Here is a 19,447-nt window from a genome sequence, read left to right on the forward strand (position 1 = left end):
CTTATGCTTCATGAGTGAGTGCCTCTTTTCATAGTGGGATTGTTCTTGCCGGAACGTTTCCCAGTATACTAGAGGCGCTTTCTTCGTTCAAAGCTCAAATTACTTCATTACAGGAATGGCTCCTTTCATACATCCGTATGACGAGGTATTTGCTAATACTCCCGGAAGTAATTTTATCAAAGTTTCCGATATAGTTGTACCAGAAACGATACAACCCTATGGTAACAATTTTGCAAATAGCATCTTAAGTAAGAAGTTTTCTTTCGATGGCGGAACCGTAGACGTCAGTGCCTTCTCTGGAATACAAAAGGTTGAACTTGTGGACGTTAGTAACCCAAGTGATCCTAAGCCACTTAAAGAATTATACCCAGCTTCTGGGTCTTCTTATTCAGTTGGGTTGATAGAGGGGGAAACAAAAAGTGTTGCCCCTGAATTCGGAAAAATGGCATCTACTGGAGGAGGTTACTTCGAGTGGTGGCGTGACCCAAATAATGTGGTTTGGATTTACGATCTAGACGCTACTTGGCATTTTAGAAGTACTCGTCCTGATATCATAGATGAGGGGCCTCCGGCGACCTGTTTTAGGGCTGATGGTGTTTATGCCAATCAAGTTAGAGAGAAAATGGAGGGTACCTGTGCTCAAGGGGAATTTAAAAGACAGGGTACTTTGCAAGATATTCCCACCATGTATATAGGCGGCACTCAGACCAGTATGAATATTGCCGATGTGGTTAATCTTAGATTTGATAGGGATAAACTGACGTTGGAGCCCGGGAATAGTATCGAGACTCATATGGGCATGACAGACTCCCAATTGAATGCACAAACTCTTCAATATTTTTTCAAGGTCAAAATGGATTTTCAATCTCCAGCGGATAAGATAAACGTTCATACTACTGGAATCAATCAATGGTGGAATGAGTGGAAGATTGGGCTTCTCGGGGAAATTTACGAATACAAGAAGTTAGCCGTCTACGTTACCACTGGCCCAACTGGAAATGAACCAGACCTTGGCGGAATAGTTTCTAGTGCTCCTGCCTGCCTGGAAGCCGGTACGTCCGGCATGTTTACGATTCACTTCAGCAATAATGGCGGACGAGCAATCAACACTTCTTTTAAAGCAACAGTAAAAACCGGAATTACAGTCTTGGCCAATCAAACATATACCAGCTTAGGGATCGGCAGCAGTAAGACGATTACATTTAACCATACCCCTGCATCGGCCGGGACGCTGAGCGTCACCATAAGCCTGGATCCGGACGGAGCCTTACTCTCGGGCACCGATAAGGAAGTAAATCGGGGAGACAACGAGCGGACGCTCACATTTATGGTCGGAGCTGCCGGAAGCTGCGGCGGCGGTAAATCGATTGATGGAGATTTTTCACTTGTTCCAAACACCATTAACTACCGGGATCCCTTCGACATCGTGCCGAAAGATATAACGGTGACGGGCCCGGGATGTACATACACCAAGCACGAATTTAGGTTTACCCGGGACAGCAAAGTGGATTACTCCCCTTACGTAAACAACAAGACGAAAACACTTACAATGCCTTATTCAGAATATAAATACAAGCCTGCTATTGCGGTCGGTACCGTAATGGTCGCCATGAAGATCTACACAACATGTGGAGAAACCGGATGGATCAAGGAAAAACCATTAGAGGTTATCAATAACGGGAATAAGCCTCCGGAGATTAAAATTGCATGGTTCCCAAAAGGTGAACGAACTCAACCGACCACTTGGGTCGTACAGGGCGCACCGGTCGATTTGGCCATCGTCGATACATTTGATCCGGACGGTGACACGGTAACATGGGAATGGGATTTTGCCGGAAGTACATCGTCTTGGGTAAGAACATTTGTTTCGATGGGAACCAAAGATACGGACTACAACAATCTCTCAACGGCAAATGCGCCGGGCACTCACACCGTTTGGGTAACCGCAAGTGACGGGCAGGGTGGTACCGCAAGGGCTAGCGCAACATTAACGGTACAAGCGCCAGCACCATTCCCTGTTATAACAGGTCCGACTCAAGTTGTACAGGGTAGGCCACTTCCTGAACCACTGAAATCGAATCAAAGCTATAGTCCGATTGGAAGATCTATCGATCATTCCAAAGACGAATGGGGCAATAAAAGGGACGTGTACCCGACGCCGGGCATCGAGGAAGTCACCCTATGGGTTACCGACTCCGCGGGCCTGCGATCGGAGTGGATGGATGTTCACCGGATAAACGTTATTCCGGATAAGCCTCCAATCGCCAAGCTCGATGTTCCTCCGCTCGGGATCCGGGGAGAGCGATACGATATTTATAATCGATCCTATAGCGAGGACTACGATACGATCGTCACCGCGGAATACAAGTATAAGTACGACAAAGACAACAACGGATTTGCGGACGATGCTTGGCAGCCGATCTCGGGAACCCTGGAAAAAATCATGATCACTCCGGATAAAGTGGGTAAATATCTGTTCTTCGTTAAAGTGTGTGAGGACTGGGGACAGTGCGGAGATACAGCCACAACCAGTGAGGCAACACTGACGCTAGACGTGGTGAACCTAGCACCGGAAGTGAGTTTTGATATTAGCGGTAAAAACGAGCAGCCGGAGATTAATCCATCGGTTCCGATGCCGGGGAATATGATTGCCAACTGGCAATTGTATGAAACGAATAGTACGACTCCACAAGATAATAAATCCTATATGTGGACTTCGGGTCCGGACGGTTCACTTACATCCGGTGCAGGGAAAGGAATGGAGCAGCAATATCCATTCAACATCTATAAAAATGGGGGCAGTGGGCCAAGCCCCAATTATGCCATATTTAACTATTTTACGAATAGTGGGTTTGGACCAAACAGTATTTCGCCCTATAAGGGTATGACCACCAGGGATACGAAAAAGAGCCAACCGATCTTGTTGCCTCCAAGACAATATGCATCTTCGGGGAATCCAATCGTAAAAACACCCGTGGATCCTGAAAAGGCTTTAGAGCCTGCTTCTTATAAAGGCAACATTCAAACTACCAAAAACCATATATATTTCTGGGGTAGCTACAATAGTAACAGTGAAAAGAAGTATTTATTTGCGCTTAATAAGTCGAGAATTCCTGATTATAGGCCATATACGAAAGTCACAAATCAAGGTTCTACTTATAGTGCAGTATTGGAGCATTATTGGTCGGATGGTACAAACCCTTATGACCTAGCATTTCCGGAACATGGAGGTAATGCGATCTACAACGATTGGGGTACGCGCTACCTCGATCCTAATGATAGTTCTATCCCTCCGAATCGCGTTCTAACAATGGGCCAAACCACATTGGTAGCGGATAAAATATTGGTCACTTATTCGAGTTATTATTGTAAATCGTGGAATTATGAAGACGTAGATGATGGAGATGATTATTACTGGTGCACGGGCCGGGAAGGAAATCAAACTGCACATGTTGCTTCGTTTGATGCTTTAACCGGAGCGTTGATTTCAAGCGGGAAAGACGCTCCCATTGAGCTTGATGCGTATGGAAGATATCAAGGTGTTTTTCCGATCGTAAGCAGCGGCAATTATGTTACGGCCCAAGCGAAGGGAAGTAACTTGTTACTTGCTTATAGTAATTATGGAATGCCTGCATCGTACCTTGAATTAACGCCAGAGGGACAAGTCGTTAAGTTGGGCTCATTAGATCAGCCTTCAATCTCCTTTACTTATGCCTTTAAGTACAAGGATGCGCTTAACCGAATAATAACTGCTCCTTCCATGACCTATAGTTGTAGATGGGGAGGAGATGTTCGAGGGAATGGGTACGGATCTTATTTCGATGACGAAGGTAATATTATAGCTTACAGAAGTTTGGCGTGTTACGAGCCAGGAGATGATCGGCCTAAAATATTTAATCAGGAACTAAATCCGGACCAACCGACCGGTATGTACGTCGTTAAGTTTGATACGACTACTGGAGATGTAATCGTTTCTCCCAAGTTGGCAGGAGAACAGGCCAGCTATAGCTCACTAGGGCCGTATGATTACCCGGAAGAACATAATTATGTGATGATGTACAATCCGTTTACAAAAGAAGCTTACACAAGAACACATACAATAACGTACTGTAACGGATGTATGTATGGGGAAATAAAAACATTCTACCAAGTTGTCCATCTAGACGGATCCGGATATATAGCTCCGGGGCCAATGGTTACAAACTGGGACAAAAATATGCCAGGATATCACGTGACTCCTACGGGGTATACGAACGGTTTCGGAGCTCCTACTGCTAGCGGAACGGTTGAAAGAAATATATGGCACTCCGACCGGCTGTTAAAAGAAGAAGCTGGAGGTGGAGGAGGATTCGGCTATTACAGTAGTGAGAAGACGGATATTTTCTCAATGGGAGCTTATGTAGGTGACGGACTGTATCTTTCGATTTATGGGGGATTCTCCTCATACGGCAGTGGAGGAGTTAGCCAAGGGTATCAAAATGGAACGAGATGGATGTTTCTTGATAAAGGTACCATAAATACGGCGACTGCCTATAAAGGGTTTAGAATTGGACAGTTTCTCTCTCCTCAATCCTATGATAACTTCGAGCTGAAGTTTACGTTAAGTCCGGGGCAAGCGCAAACGGATATGGAGTTAACCGGCTATTCGTTTCGAATGCAAGATCCGCGGAACCGCTATGCAGTGGAGGCAGACGGCACAACGGTTTACGTTTCGAAGTATGTAAATGGCGTAAGGACCGTTATGCAAAGTCAGGCATTCCCGATGCAAGATCGTGGGAACTACGAATTCCGCTTGATCAACGCAGCGAATAAAATCATGCTGTCGATCAACAAAGTTCCGTATTTCGAATTTACTGACGATTCGTACACGACAGGCAAGATTGGACCGTTTTCGGACAAATCTTATGTCACACTTAGGGACATGACGATTAAATCCGTTATACCAGATAACGTCGAGTGGATGACCGATTTTGCGATTTATGATGAGAGCTACAGCAATGCCGAGGTCAAATACGAGAACATCGAGTACACCGACCCAGAAAACGACCCAATGGCTGACACGTTCAAGTGGGGGTTTGCCCATACACCAAAGTTCTTCAAAAACCAGGGGCTATCTTCACTACATGGCAAGTCGTTTGCATCACCGCAAGTCAAGTTTGACGCGGTAGGAATCTATGAGGTTACGCTGCAAGCGAAAGATGATCCAAATCCGAATTTCTTGTTCCCGAGCATGATCTTCGACAGTTACCGGAAAGATTCGAACGCGTATAAGAAGAAGATCACTGTTCACAGACGGCCAATATCCTTGTTTACGCTAACCCAACAGCCAGACGGTAAATTGGCCTGGAACTTCCAGGATTACGATCCGGACCGCTGGGTTAACGCTACGACCTATTCGGGACCCGAGACACCCGGCATGAATTACGGTGTAGATCGGGGGATTACAGATCGCAGATACTACTATATTACGCCAAGTGGGATAAGAAAGGATGCGCAGCTGGTTAATCCTCAAGAAATAGGTTCATACATTGTGGGCATGCAATCCCGTGATGAATATGGAGCATGGTCGTTTCCTTATGAAATCACGTATTGGGCTAGTATCAAAGGGCCGAGCAATTCGCCTCCGGTAGCCAGCATGCGGATCCCGGACGGATCACATGCAGTTCCAACGATTTATGCCACTACGCGTCCGTATTTTGAATGGAACCAGACCGATCCAGATGACGGGACCCTGTTCACACAGTTCCACTTACAGATCATGAACGAATCTGGTGGGGTGATTTACGATACATCGGTGCTTCCTCAAGGGCCAACTTCAGCAACGATTCAAGGTTGGACGATTCCAAGCGATCTACCAGCTGGGGAGAAGCTGCAAGTCCGTGTCCGCGTCTATGACGGCACCGACTGGTCGGAATGGTCCGGCACGACATGGTTCTTTATTAACCGGCCGCCGACCGCAGTTATGACGGTTCCAGGAGGCACGGAAGCCAGTCCTACTGTGTTTAACGATACGCGCCCTACATTCCAGTGGTCACAGTATGATCCTGATCCGGGCACGGTGTTTACGTACTTCCAGATCCAGGTGACGAATGAAGCCAATACTTGGCATATTCATGATTCGGGTCAGCATTGGCAGGGGACAAACTTACCATATGGCAGCTACACGCCTCCGGTTGATCTTCCGAGAGGACAAAAATTAAGAGTGTGGGTCCGAGTTTTCGACGGGTATGTATGGTCCGATTTCTCACCGCAGACTTGGTTCTACATCAATCAGGCTCCTATCGCTGATTTTGATTGGACGCCAAATCCGGCATGGGAAGGGGACAATATCTCGATCATCAATCTATCGAGTGACCCTGACGGAGACATTTTGACTTACAGTTGGTCGATTGCTGGTCCTGGTGGCTACAATCAAACGGCCACTTCGGAACATACTTCCATTCTAGGGAGTGATACCGTTAACCGCCCTGGGGCTTATATCGTAAGCTTAACGGTGACTGACCCTCTCGGCTTATCAGCGTCCGTGACTAAAACGATTGTTGTCGGTGAATTGACGGTAATCGGACAAGTAAATCACACGCCGCAGTGGGAGAACAATCGAAAAGCGTACAATTTATCGGTTTCAGGGAATGAGGAAAGTCCGTGGGTAAAGTCCCGCTTCCTTGCCGGAGAAAAGTTCATCCTGAATGCTGCAACAACGGATACTCTCGGAAGTACAACCATAGCAAACCAGGTTACGGCAACCTTAATCCAGACGAGTGATAGGAGTATATTGTCGTCCTCAAATCGAATAGACTGGTCGGGAGAGATGTGGAAAGAGACATTCGACCAACTGGCTGACGGTGCTTATCGGTTCCGGTTCGAAGCCTACTATTCGAATGGAGTGGTTAAGACTCATGAGGTCCCTATCACCATAGAAAAAACCATTCACGATTATTTCGATCTAATTCGAGTCAAATAACGATTGTATTCAGGTGATCGCGAAGGACGCACATCCCCCAATGGGGGAGTGCGTCTATTTTTTTGGGAGGTCGGTTTGTTCTAATGTCGGGAGAACAAAGGGTTCAACATTTATTTTTTCCATCGACCCGAGCAGAGTGCATTCGAATCCTTCGGCTTCGTTTAGGATTCACTCAGGGAGAGGTGGCCGCCAAACTTGGATTATCCAGAGAACAAGTATCCAAGATGGAGACTCAGTTTCAGCATGTTTCCGATGCTCTATGGGAGTTCATTTTGAAACAGGCGTACTGTCAACTCTACATCGAGAAGAATGGAAGTTATGAAGAATTCAAAGCCTCAGTCAGCAGTTTAATACATAACCGAGCAAAGGAAGATAGATATGGATGAGCAGCGGCTTATTATTATAGGTACCGGAAATGAGGAGCTTGACCAAATTTTAAAAAGTGATCTTGAGCAAAATGGGGTTGGTCAGGTCGTCTCGAAAATTAACACCAGGAACATTCTGTTGAAACGCGTTGCTGAAACAAGTGCAAATATGGTCATCGTCGCGGATGATTTGATTGGAACCGATGGGACAGACGAAGAATGGGAAGTCATTTTTGATGAGCTGAGGAATATCAGTCTGCAAATTCGTATTATTTTCATTTGCGAGCGTCCGGACGACGACTTATTTTTAGCCCGGCTGACTACCTTTTCCATATTCGATATATTTAACGAAGGCTCCATCCCACACGATTTCATACGACAAATCACAAAACCTCCCGAGTTTAAGAACATACAGAAATTCAAAAAAAACATACGAAAAGCGACTGAGGATTTAATCCAGGAACAGCGGGAGCGGGAAGCGGAAAAGATTATTCAAACCGGGGTCGTTCCTAAAACGGAAGAGCAGGTTATTAAAACAACCGTTCCTATCTACGAGCGACTACTTATTCCGCCGCAGCTCATCGTCATTGCTTCGGCTTTTGAATGCTCCGGATCATCCACTTTCGGAAAAATGTTTTTGGAATATTTGGCCACCCTAAGACTACATGTTGGAATGCTAGAATCTCCGTTTTCAAAACCTTCGTGGTTCGATTTTTTAAATGCCAAGCCTATTGTCAGCGAAGCGGGAAATTGGAGGAGCTGGCACCATCAAATTGAAACTGATGCTCAAATTTCAACTGTTCATGATATTACGATTCAAGATGTAACTTACCTGATTCGTAACAAGGGGGAAGACGTAAGTGATTGGGATGTTATGAAAACGGCTCAGCTCGTTGGAATGGCGAGGCAAATACCGATATTGTTTTATGATCTTTCCTCAAATATTTGCGATGAAAGGGAGAAGCTGGTGCTGAGACAGGCAAATCATCTGTTTCTGGTAACCTCGTTTGATCCTGTTCGCGTGAATCGCGAGTTCCGGTATTATAAGAAAATGCTTGAGAACGTTTCAGTTGATAAAGTGACTCTCATTTGCAATCGCTCGAATCAGAAATTGGAAAAGAGCTTTGGGGAACAAATCAAATCTGCTTACAATATTGAACGAATATTTTATTTGCCGTTATTCGAGGAAATGCTTGAAGTATCAATGGGGGGAACATCAATATGGGATCACATTAGTGATGAAATGAAAGAATCTCTGGAGCAACTTTTTTATCAGTTAGCTGCGCTTATGCTAGGTGAAGAGACACTAAAAAAACTACGTCCGGACAAGAAGGAAGGCGGTTTCTTGAGGAAATTGTTCAGAAAATAAACCCCCATTTAATCAAAGTGTTACATCTCAGAAATTTATTTTAATTTCCCAACCCGAAATCTGCGAGTAACTCCATACCGGCGAACGATGGCACTCCTCGTGTCGCGGTTGCCGGTATACCTATTTCTGTGCTCCCGGCGCCGCTGACGGTACGTCCGGTGGTGTGGGAGGTCGGCTACTCAACCAAGTGGGTAGCCTACTACCCGATTTTTATTCCAGTTCTGGCGTCAGACTTCCGCCTCCAAGATGCTCCGTTCTTTCGCAATTCGGCTCGAGCGCAACCGGGAACGAGACATTCCGAGCGAAAATGCCGCTGCTCCCGCCGCGACTGTGACAGCCGCTGCCCCGATCCAACTGATGGCCGCGAGCGAAACCCGCTCCACGACGATGCCACCGATGCCCGCGCCGGCGGCCATCGCCAGCTGTAGCACCGAAGTGTTCAAGCTAAGCATGATGCCCGAAGCTTCGGGGGCGAGGGTTGTCCGAAGAAAATAAAGTTGTAGACTGGAAAAATAAAGTATTAGACTGAGAAAATAAAGTATTAGACTGACGTGAGCGTTAAGCTAACGGGCAGTTATGTTGCATAAGGTTAGTGGAAGGATTTCCCTGAAACTTATCGAATTTACTATCAAATGGGTTAAACCCCCCACATTTAAAGGAGGTTTGTTTTCGATGAACAAATTGGAATTAAAAAGTGAATTAGAGAGCAAGTATCCACATAGTCAAGCACGATTGAAAAGGATTGAATGCGTATACATTCCTGTGACAAACGCAGCGGTAACAAAAGAGTTTTTCATGAAACATGGTTTGATTACGTTGTCATCTCAAGGCAATGTGAAACTTGCCTCTGGACAAGGGATATTTTTCTTGGAGACAAAAGATATGCAGTCTTCGAATTTTGTGACACATGATTGGGATGAAAACAATGAAGAACATGAAATGGAGTCAATCTGTTTTGAAGTAACTCAAATTGATGAACTTTATATAAAAATGAAGGACGATGGTGAAAGGGTTTCCGAGCTTAAGGATAATGGCGGCTGTGGACGGACATTTCATTTCTATGACCCAGATGGAAATAAGTACACAGCATGGCAAGATGTTTGATGTTGGATAGACGCTGACACCACCATTAGCTGGTTGGTGTTTTTATTCCCTAGCCGCACCCTAGAGGCGGCTACGCAAACGGGCAGCATTTAATCCATTTTGATAACGAAGTCACTGGGACAATAAGAAGCAATAATTAACGTTGAGTGCCGAACTAACGGGGTACGATAGCTCGATTGTTACCTGACGGCAGCCGGCCAAAATGTTCGGCTGCCGTCGTTGCGCTAACGGGCAGTTTAGTGGAATTAATTGGAGGGACTGGAATGTCGGTGTCGAATGTAAACGAAAGCTAAATTTCGGAGGGAGTGATTCTAATAATGAATGACGTGAGTGATTTTGAGGCAGTACGTGTAAAAAGAAATGAAATTAAGTTAGTTGGTATCCCATTTGTTGGAGGAAGGCCTTATGCTGACAAGGGAGTTAGTCTTTTCAATGTAGCCAAACATAGCCTTCTAACGGCAGCTGAGCATTTTCCTGGTTGGATTAATAGGGACATTGTTTATGCAGTTCTCCCATCGGGTGAAAAACAATTACCAGACACGTTTTCCGTTATCGTAGCGATAGAGATTGAGAATGATGAAATGGTGCCTGAATGGTTTACTAAAATCAACATCCCACCAAGCGAATATGGACTTGTCTCTGACATCCCAATTGCAGATGAACGTCAGGGCTATCAAGCCATGGATCGTTTTTTTGAAACTTCTATGCGAGTCCCAGAAATGGTCTATGGACATTTCGAAGTGATCGATGCAAACAAACCTGGATTTTTTGAATTGTATACGGCAACCAGACCGTTAAGCTAACGGATACGATAGTTAAATAGACACAACGGCAGCCATCCAATGATCGGCTGCCGTTTTCATTAAGCTAAATGGCTGCATAGTTCAATATCAACTCAGCTTTTCGCCATTCGATTGCGAAATTGGCTGGGAAGCATCCCGGTCGAAGCTCTAAATACCCGGGAAAATTGCGCGGCTGACGGAAAACCGACAGCATAGGCGATATCCGTCAACGTCATATCGGGACAATTCTGAAGCATCCGTTCGCTTTCCGAAACGCGCTGCTGCAGCACGAATTGGTAAAAAGTTACCTTTTTTTCACGTTTAAACAGCCGGATCAAGTGCTCCGGACTGACATGGAACATGCTGGCCATAGATTTGAGCGAAAGATTGTCCGGCAAATGTTTACCGATATAATCACAGCAAAGCGACACGAGATCCGAATGGCCGTTATTCGCTGAAGCTTCCATACTCCGACGAATATACACTGCCAAAATGCTGAGCTGGGAGCTTACGACCTGCTTCCAGCCGGTATGCTTCTCCTGCAGTTCGTCCGTTAGACGGGAAGCGATTTGTTTGATTTCGGCAAACATCTCCGGCTCTAAGTGGACTTGCTGGTACACCAGATCCGGCAAAGGGAGTATTTCCAGATTGGGCGCACAGCGAAGACCGGCTTCACGCATGCCGGATTCGTCAAAGCAGACCACAGTTCGTTTATATTCGCAAGAGGGATCGATATACACTTGATGGGGCACTTTGCCCGAAAATACAAGCAGCTGTCCGGGATACTGCATGCGCACTTGGTCTCCGATGACATAGGCCGCTTTCCCTTCCAGCGTCAGATTGATTTCGATGCCGGGCTGCGTATACAGAGAGTAGTTGTGCGCGCGGAGGAGGTCTTTGCGAGCATAAACCGGGAAAGATTTGAAACCGCTTTCAACATTGTTATTTGAAATAGGCGGCGCTTTCAGCAAGTTCTCGTTCAGTTCCATAGAAAAAAACCTCCCTCTCCAACTGACCGGTTCTGCTTCTTTTCGATTTTATTATAGAGCAATTCCCAAAAAATGAGAATGGCACATTTGAGCAAGCCTAGAGCCATCCTCCAGCCGTACGCCGGAAACGATCAATTTAGCGGGGATATCCGGTCAATTTTTTTGAATACGGCAAGCCGGGCCGAGTTCTATAATTTTTTTGAAGCCTTTGATGCAAGCAATTTTGACGTAAAGGGGCTGTATCCGAAAGTCCAAAAAAGAAGGGCGGCTTGAAAAAGGGCAGCGTGCTCAGATCACGCGCCGGCGGAACAGACCGCAGAAACGGAGGAGTCATACGTAATGGTAGTGACTGGGACGACGATTCGCTCACAACAGGAGTTTCATGCCGATATTGCGATTATCGGAGGAGGGCTCGGCGGTTGCGCGGCTGCGCTCGCGGCGGCCGAATCGGGCAAATCGGTGGTTTTGACGGAAGAAACGGTATGAATCGGCGGCCAGTTAACGAGCCAGGCGGTTCCGCCCGACGAGCACCGATGGATCGAACAATTTGGCTGCACCCGCAGCTACAGGAGCTTTCGCGAAGGGGTCCGAAACTATTATCGTCGACACTTTCCTTTGACTGCGGAAGCTTTCCGTAAGCCGAATCTGAATCCGGGAAACGGAGGGGTTAGCCGGCTCTGCCACGAGCCCCGCACCGCGCTGGCCGTGCTCCAGGAGATGCTGGCTCCTTATGTGCACAGCGGCAAGGTGACGCTTCTTATGCGCCGGGTACCGCTTCAGGCAGAAGCGGCCGGGGATACGGTACATTCGGTTACCGTGCGAAATCTGGAGACAGGGCGCAAGGAGATTTTAACAGCTTCCTTCTTCCTAGATGCAACCGAATGCGGGGACTTGCTGCCCATGACCGGGACGGAGTACACGACGGGAGCGGAGTCCAAAAGTGAGACCGGCGAGCCGCACGCCGTGGACGGCGACTCGCTGCCGATGGACATGCAAGCGTTCACGTACGTGTTTGCCCTCGATTATTGCGAGGGAGCAGACCATACGATTGAACGGCCGAGAGACTACGAGTTCTGGCGATCGTATCAAGCCGATTTTTGGCCCGGGAAGCTGCTGGATTGGACGGGCGTTTTGCCCCGAACGCTTCAGCCCCGCGAATTCGGCCTGTTCAGCCAAACGGCGGATTTATGGCGTTATCGGCGAATCGTCAATAGGACGAATTTTATGGACGGAACGTTCGATAGCGACATCACCATTGTCAATTGGCAGCAAAACGACTACTGGCTCGGTCCGATTATCGACGTATCGGAGGAGGAGCGAAAACGGCATCTGGAAAGCGCCAAGCAATTGAGCTTGTCTCTCCTCTATTGGATGCAGACCGAAGCACCCCGCCCCGACGGAAAAGCCGGTTATCCCGGCCTGAGACTTCGCAGGGATGTGGTCGGTACGGAGGACGGACTTGCCATGTATCCGTATATTCGCGAATCGAGACGCATTAAAGCCGAATTTACCGTGCTGGAGCAGCATATTTGCCCGGAAGCGCGAACGGACGGACGTGCGGAGCCATTCCCTGATTCAGTGGGCGTAGGGTGTTACCGAATCGATCTCCATCCAAGCACCGGCAACCGGCATTATATCGATATTTCCTGCTTGCCGTTTCAAATTCCGCTCGGATCCCTCATTCCGGTTCGGATGAACAATTTGCTGCCCGCATGTAAAAATATCGGCGTGACTCATATTACAAACGGTTGCTACCGTCTGCATCCCGTGGAATGGAATATCGGCGAAGCTGCGGGATATTTGGCAAGCTATTGCCTAGACAAACGAATCCAGCCGCGCGATGTTCGAAACCGGGAGGCAACGCTGAAAGATTTCCAGAAACGTCTCGAACAGGCCGGTATTGAGTTGAAATGGCCGGAAATGGCAGCGATGTAGGCCGTGGAAGCGGTAAGCCAACGGTGAACCGCCTTCCGCTGGCAATAGGGAGCCGGTTACATTATGTACGCAAGAATGGTTCGACACCCTTATGGGAATCTGATCAAAGCGAAATCTCCTCCTATTATGTTGTTATTGAGAAATTTTTTAAGGAGTCGAAGAAATGGTAAAAAGAGGGTTTCTAGTAGCGCTTATCGCCGTCATCGCGGTGCAAATGCTGTCCGCTTGCGGCAAAACAAGCGGCGACGGAGCCGGTGATGGAGAGTTGAAGGTGGCAGAGACGAAAACGGTAAAGAAAGATCCGGTCGAACTTGTCATCTATTTCCCGTTCATCGCCGATTGGAGTGAGGAAGATTTCATGAAATCGTTTGGCGAACCGTTGAAACGGAAATACCCGCACATGACAATCAAGTATATTGGCGGTGGACCTCCGGGAACGAAGGTACCCGAAATTCTCGCTGCCGGGCAGGCGATCGATATCATGTTCGCTTCCATTGGGGCGACTCCGGGGAATTTACTGGATAATGCGCTGCAATATGACATTACCCCGCTTATCAAAAGTCACAACTACGATCTGAGCACATTGAATCCATCGATGGTTGATATGGCGAAAAAGCTGGGTAATGGAGCGATTTACGGTCTGCCGGTATATGTACCGCCGTCTGCGATCTATTACAACAAAGACATTTTCGATAAATTCGGCGTTCCGTATCCGAAGGCGGGCTTGACCTGGGACGATATGTTCGAGATGAACAAGAAGCTGACCCGCAAAGACAATGAAACGCAGTACGTAGGTATGGGATCTTCTTACAATCATATGGCGCTCATGAACCAGCGGACGTTGTCTCTGGTGGGAACGGAAAGCAAGAAACCGATGTTTGGCAACGACGACCGATGGAAGCAATGGGGCGAGAACTTGTTGCGCTTTTACAAAACCCCCGGCTACGAAGTGTACTCGAAGGCGTTGTCGGAGCCGAACGAGCGAAACCGCTTCTTCAAGGATCGCGTTGTCGCCATGTTTCTCGCGCTGACTGCGCTGCATCAGAAGAGCGAAATCAACGATATGAACTGGGATATCGCGACGTTCCCCTCGTTCGCGGATCAGCCTGGTGTAGGCCCGCAGCCTTATCCGACTTATTTCTATATCACTTTGACGAGTAAACACAAAGACGATGCATTTGATGCAATCGCTTACTTTGCATCGGATGAGTTTCAGATGGAAAGGTCCAAAGAAGGCAGGTTCTTGACCACTTCGAACAATAAGGCGGTTCGCGACGCGTTCGGCAAGGACAATCCGATGTATCAGGGCAAAAACGTTAAGGCGCTGCAGCCCGACAAGTACGCTTCTCCTTCGGACGTCAACAAATACAATACAGTTGCGGCGGACGATTTGACGGCAGCAATGAAGCTGGTCATCCAGGGGACGAAGGACCTCAATACGGCGCTTCGGGAAGCGGAGGAAACTACAACCAAGAAAATTCAGGAAAAGGAAGCGGCGGCCTCCAAGTAGGCTGAGCTTGCTGGCTGCATGAATGAAAGAGGCCGAGAATTCTCGGCCCTTTCATTATGGACAGCACGAAAAGAAATGTAGTTAATGATGAGACTTCTTGCAAAAATCAGGTTGCAGCCGGGTATGGAGTTGTTTGTCGCTCTCTTCGTATTTACCGGTGCAACGCATCCGGGAGTCGGGCGACAACGGGCCGCTGGGCAAAGGAGTTGCAGAGACGGATCTCCGGCTCTAAAAGCGGGAAGAAGGTGACAGAAATGTTTACAGCCTATGCGACCTGAAGGAGAAGTGGCCAACAAGAAACACTGGAGATGGAAGCCCAAGCGAACGGAAGATCGCCGATCCAAAGAAAGCAATTTTGAAAAAACAGTGTCGGAGGTGACGAACATGAGCAACAACTATAGGGTCGGAAGAGAGATCGGTCAGACAGAACGGCTGCAGCAGCACGAATACTCGCCGGGCCGAAGAAAATTGTTGGCTTCGCTCGGCATCGCGGGAGCAGCATGGGCTGCAGGCAGTCTGATTAACGGGCAGGCCAAGCACGTAAACGGACAAGGTTTGTCAGTGACGGAATCTGTCTATGGGGAGGATAAGGGTTGCTGCGAAGTGACCACAATTGCAGGTCTGAGAGCCACAACCGCTCCCGATGCTTCAATCATGTACTTTGTCAAAGATTTAGAACAGGAAGGGCTTTTCTATTACGACCCAACGGATGGTTCTGCTGCGGACAACACGGGAACGGTGTTGGTTTCCGGAACAGGGGCCAGATTCAAACGCATTTACGGCGAATCGTTGATGGCAGCTTGGTTCGGCGCCAAGGGTGACGGGACAACCGACGACACCGCGGCGATTACGGCCGCAATTAGTGCCGCATCCGGGAAGCCGGTCGTGTTTCGTTCAGGCTCCGCCTATCGCATTACATCGACCATCAACGTTAATCGGGACGTCATGCTGGTCGCAAACGGCTGCGAACCGTTCAAAATTGTGCCCTCATCGGGATTCGTCGCCTTCTCGTTCTATGGATCGACGGTCGCAACAACGACGCTGGCGGCGACAACGCAGATGAATAAGGAAAAGATTACGGTGGCCTCCTCGGCCGGTTTCACACCCGGGCAAATAGTGATGATGCAATCGAGTAAATTGTGGTATTACGACAATCGCGGGACGTTATGCAAGGGCGAGACGCACATGGTGACCCATATATCGGGGAATGATCTGGGGCTGAGAACCCAGACATGGGATAGCTACGATATCGCGCAGGAAACCGTAACGGTCACGGGGTACGATCCAATTACTGTACGGATCGACAACATGACTGTGGAATACCCTGTAAATACAAATACCGGAGGCATCTACCTGAACGCAACCTATCGGTCGCACTTCAACCGCGTCAGCGTACACAACGCCTCAGTGGTCGGCATTTCCACCGGTAGATGCTACGATGCGCTTTTTACGCATTGCTATGTAGAAGGATCCAATGCGGTCGGCTTGGGCTATGGCATTCAGGACCAACACTCGTTCGGAACGGTGATCCGGGAGAGCACATTTTACAATAATAGGCGCGGCGTTGATTTCTCAGGAGTGATTCCGACCCGGTGCGGCTCGGTGGAACGGTGCATCGTCTCAGGTGGTGGAAAGGCTAGCGACGGGACGGAAAACTTTATGCAGGCTTCGGGATTCGGTACACATGGTCCGGCCGAACATATCGTGTTCGATGGCAATTTTATCACGCACGTTACTTCCGGTATTTTTGCGAGAGGAGGAGGCATCATGATTCGCAACAACACGTTCGTCGGTAGAATGCAGCAGGTCATTCTGATTTCATATGGGACGGATGTGCGCATTTTGAACAACACTTATGACAGCGGTTTCACCAGCAAAGCTGCCGTAGGCGGCTCGCCCGGTATCTACAATTATCACCCCGCGTACTTCGTGAACATTCATTACTTGACGGCAACGAATGGATGTATCGAGATCATAGGAAATGTTGCAATGATGGTCAGAGTGGCTTTTGCTCGTGTCGACGCCTCGATCAACCATCTCGTCATAATGAACAATAGTTGTGTCTGGATAACGAATATCCCGACGAACCCGGTATATTTTCTGGACAGCGGCCGCAATGTCACTTTGTCCAAAGCGAGCGTCATCGATAACCGGGAAGAGCTGAAGAACGGACAGTATACGTTCGCCAAAGATTCGATCGGATTCGATCTTGGAAAATTGGATGCCGACCAATTTCCGATTCGGGATGCCGCCCGTCTGGTAGCTTGGTCGGGAACAGCATCGCTAGCCAATGCGCAAGTGAACCTCATTATGGCCAAAGTCGGGCAAACGGTCCGTTTGACCGGGAAATTATCCTTTGATGTCACCGGCAGCGGAGACGCGAAGGTGAAGCTCACGGGACTTCCCCAACCTGTTAATGAGCGGATCTTTGCTGCATATGTGGATCGCGATCTGAATCAGGGCATTACCGGCATGTTGAGTACGACCACGGATTTGCTGATCAGTCGAGACATGGCCGCTTACGATTCGTCGTTTCCCGTCGGAATTGGGTACGAGATTCCGATTCAGTTCGAGTATTTGACGATATAGGGCAATGAGATGGTTTAATGAGGGTCGAATCACATTGTGCGGATTCGGCCCCTTTTGCGTTTCGGTTGCACGTGCTTCGTGTTTATCGGTATGGGCGTCAACTAAAATTTTACATGAAAGCAAATAGTTTCGTCATTTAGAGGTTTTTAATGTGTCTTCAATCAGGACCGCGTAACTATTAAAAAGGAAATTAAAGTGAGTCCCTCTTTTACTTAAGAAACAAGTCATTCCGCTAACGGAGTACGTTAGTTCAACAGCGGCCACGACCGGGCCAACGGGGTGCTACACGTCAGCGAAGTACGGCCAACTCCCGAAGTTCTCCTCGTTCCTCGCTGCTCCGATCGCAGTCACGTGGACGGGCGCGGCCAGCTCCAGCAGAGATGCCGTGCCCCGGATAATCTCCAGCCGCAGCGGTGCGCCGGCATAGCGCGGTCAGCTCTGGCAGGCGACGTAGCGGTCCGGGTTGCTTACGTCGCGACCGGACAGGGCAGCGCCCAAGCGATGGCCCAGGAGCTATTGATTTTGGTTTGGTATTCTCGTAATGGCCAGCGAGCGGACGTCATAAGACTATCACATGTGGCAACTTTGGCGACTGCCGACCAATAGAGTAAATGTCAGGGTATGCTGCGTATCCCGAATGGAGCGGTTGAGTTGAAACAGACGCCGGCCGGCCGGACATTCTATATGTGGTATAATATAGCTAAAAAATTATGGATGTGAAGGTGTGTATGGCTAAAAGGGATGCTGCGGAGGATCAGCAGGAGCACATCGAGACGCTGCTGCTGTTCTCCACTACGGACACGGGCGGAAGGATGAAGGTGCTCCGGCCGGGACGTCGCGTCGGACGCGCGGCTCCGCTGCTGCCGTGGCTGCTCGCAGCCGCTTCACTGTGGGCGCTGACAGGCTCCGTGCCGTTCGGAGCCTTGCTCGGCCTGGCGCCAATACCGGCGATCGGCATACTCCTCGGTCATCCGGTCACGGTGGGCGTCGCCGTGGCGCTGCTGTTCGTCGCGATCGGAGTGACCGGCGGAGTGTACTCGCGAGCGGTCGAACAGTTCGGACAGATCAGGATCGCCGGCCTGTTCGCGACGCTCGCGATCTCAGGAGGACTCGCCGCAGACGCGGGAGTCCTCCTGCTCTGGACGCTGATAAGTGATCCGTGGCGCCCCTTCGACCTCGAAGCCATCGCGACGTCGCCGACGATCCCGCCAGAACTCGGCGCCGTCGTCGGAGCCGGCTTCGCCCTCTGGGCCGCCATCGTGCTCCTGCGGTTGCCCGGCTCGATCGCCCGCGCCCTGCGGCGTCAGGCGGACTTCGAGCGCCTCCGCGTTGAGGGGTCATCATTCACCGGGACGCTGACCAAAGTGAGCTTCGCGAACACCTGGCTGTTCAATTACCCGATGTTCACGGTCGAGGTAGGTTACATCGTCGACGGTGCTCCTCGTGTCGTCTCAGCGCACATGCGTACCAGCGCCGACCGCATCCCCGTCGTCGGCTCGCGCATGCTCGTGCTGACCGACGATTGCGGAACCACTCACGTGGAGTTGGACCCGTCCAATGGAGCGTCATTCGAGCTGGACGTGAGGAAGTACGCCCCATCGGACGGCTGATGCTGCGGTACTGATCGCTTCGGACGGTGCACTGATCGGGAGCGGCGAGCGTATCTAGCGCAGCAAAACTACGCAGCGGTCCCGAGCTACCCGGTCGAAACCTGAGAGGCAGGCTGCATTTGTTCAATCTGGGGTGGACACTGGTAGTTCATCGTGAAAGCCGGTATTTCTTGATATACCAAACCGCCTGCGGTCATGGCAAATCGATTCATCGAACCCGGTGTCGCCGGACG

General features: G+C 49.1%; 10 protein-coding genes and 1 pseudogene. 9 read left to right on the plus strand and 2 right to left on the minus strand.

Annotation, left to right across the window (positions count from 1 at the left end):
• Positions 1-319: 319 nt before the first annotated feature.
• The 3 genes from PV433_RS10575 to PV433_RS10580 all read left to right on the plus strand — a co-directional run bounded on the left by PV433_RS10575 (position 320) and on the right by PV433_RS10580 (position 8,695).
• Entirely contained in the window at positions 320-6,961 is a 6,642-nt protein-coding gene (locus tag PV433_RS10575; RefSeq protein ID WP_332072110.1) for a PKD domain-containing protein, read from the plus strand.
• 83 nt (positions 6,962-7,044) lie between these two features.
• A complete protein-coding gene (locus tag PV433_RS34060; protein ID WP_442951500.1) occupies positions 7,045-7,347 on the plus strand; it encodes a helix-turn-helix domain-containing protein in 303 nt (100 codons plus the stop codon).
• Positions 7,340-8,695 carry a hypothetical protein gene (locus PV433_RS10580; protein WP_332072111.1) on the plus strand — a complete coding sequence of 452 codons (1,356 nt, stop codon included), beginning with the start codon at positions 7,340-7,342 and terminating at the stop codon, positions 8,693-8,695. The genes PV433_RS34060 and PV433_RS10580 overlap by 8 nt, the downstream gene beginning before the upstream one ends.
• 227 nt (positions 8,696-8,922) lie before the next feature.
• Here PV433_RS10580 and PV433_RS10585 read toward each other — a convergent pair whose 3' ends face one another.
• Positions 8,923-9,147, minus strand: a complete 225-nt coding sequence (locus PV433_RS10585; protein ID WP_442951501.1) for a hypothetical protein — start codon at positions 9,145-9,147, stop codon at positions 8,923-8,925.
• A gap of 220 nt (positions 9,148-9,367) precedes the next feature.
• Between PV433_RS10585 and PV433_RS10590 the strand changes: the two genes are divergently transcribed.
• Together PV433_RS10590 and PV433_RS10595 are read left to right on the plus strand one after the other, a co-directional pair.
• Positions 9,368-9,799, plus strand: coding sequence for a VOC family protein (locus PV433_RS10590; protein ID WP_332072112.1), 432 nt, complete (start codon positions 9,368-9,370; stop codon positions 9,797-9,799).
• 317 nt (positions 9,800-10,116) lie between these two features.
• The gene (locus tag PV433_RS10595) at positions 10,117-10,602 is read left to right on the plus strand and encodes a hypothetical protein (protein ID WP_332072113.1); all 486 of its coding nucleotides are present in this window, start codon (positions 10,117-10,119) and stop codon (positions 10,600-10,602) included.
• 92 nt (positions 10,603-10,694) lie between these two features.
• Here the strand turns inward: PV433_RS10595 and PV433_RS10600 are convergent, their stop codons facing one another.
• Positions 10,695-11,570 carry an AraC family transcriptional regulator gene (locus PV433_RS10600; RefSeq protein ID WP_332072114.1) on the minus strand — a complete coding sequence of 292 codons (876 nt, stop codon included), beginning with the start codon at positions 11,568-11,570 and terminating at the stop codon, positions 10,695-10,697.
• A 339-nt stretch (positions 11,571-11,909) separates the two neighbouring features.
• On the opposite strand from PV433_RS10600, the pseudogene PV433_RS10605 reads away from it, so the two are divergent.
• From PV433_RS10605 to PV433_RS10620, 4 genes and pseudogenes are all read left to right on the plus strand, one after another.
• Positions 11,910-13,505: pseudogene (locus tag PV433_RS10605) on the plus strand (FAD-dependent oxidoreductase).
• A 163-nt stretch (positions 13,506-13,668) separates the two neighbouring features.
• Positions 13,669-15,015: an ABC transporter substrate-binding protein gene (locus PV433_RS10610; RefSeq protein ID WP_332072115.1), complete on the plus strand. Its 1,347-nt coding sequence runs from the start codon at positions 13,669-13,671 to the stop codon at positions 15,013-15,015.
• Between the two features lie 384 nt (positions 15,016-15,399).
• A complete protein-coding gene (locus PV433_RS10615; RefSeq protein ID WP_332072116.1) occupies positions 15,400-17,604 on the plus strand; it encodes a glycosyl hydrolase family 28-related protein in 2,205 nt (734 codons plus the stop codon).
• A gap of 728 nt (positions 17,605-18,332) precedes the next feature.
• On the plus strand, positions 18,333-19,214 hold the full coding sequence (locus tag PV433_RS10620; protein ID WP_332072117.1) for a hypothetical protein: 882 nt from the start codon (positions 18,333-18,335) through the stop codon (positions 19,212-19,214).
• Positions 19,215-19,447 lie beyond the last annotated feature (233 nt).

Source organism: Paenibacillus sp. GYB004 (assembly GCF_036577605.1).
GTDB classification, from domain to species: domain Bacteria; phylum Bacillota; class Bacilli; order Paenibacillales; family NBRC-103111; genus Paenibacillus_AB; species Paenibacillus_AB oceani.

What these genes read in the sequence shown, in the direction of transcription:
- PV433_RS34060 (WP_442951500.1), top strand. Translation starts at nt 7,045, where the DNA reads ATGTCGGGAGAACAAAGGGTTCAACATTTATTTTTTCCATCGACCCGA.
- PV433_RS10580 (WP_332072111.1), top strand. Translation starts at nt 7,340, where the DNA reads ATGGATGAGCAGCGGCTTATTATTATAGGTACCGGAAATGAGGAGCTT.
- PV433_RS10585 (WP_442951501.1), bottom strand. Translation starts at nt 9,147, where the DNA reads ATGCTTAGCTTGAACACTTCGGTGCTACAGCTGGCGATGGCCGCCGGC.
- PV433_RS10590 (WP_332072112.1), top strand. Translation starts at nt 9,368, where the DNA reads ATGAACAAATTGGAATTAAAAAGTGAATTAGAGAGCAAGTATCCACAT.
- PV433_RS10595 (WP_332072113.1), top strand. Translation starts at nt 10,117, where the DNA reads ATGAATGACGTGAGTGATTTTGAGGCAGTACGTGTAAAAAGAAATGAA.
- PV433_RS10600 (WP_332072114.1), bottom strand. Translation starts at nt 11,570, where the DNA reads ATGGAACTGAACGAGAACTTGCTGAAAGCGCCGCCTATTTCAAATAAC.
- PV433_RS10610 (WP_332072115.1), top strand. Translation starts at nt 13,669, where the DNA reads ATGGTAAAAAGAGGGTTTCTAGTAGCGCTTATCGCCGTCATCGCGGTG.
- PV433_RS10615 (WP_332072116.1), top strand. Translation starts at nt 15,400, where the DNA reads ATGAGCAACAACTATAGGGTCGGAAGAGAGATCGGTCAGACAGAACGG.
- PV433_RS10620 (WP_332072117.1), top strand. Translation starts at nt 18,333, where the DNA reads ATGGCTAAAAGGGATGCTGCGGAGGATCAGCAGGAGCACATCGAGACG.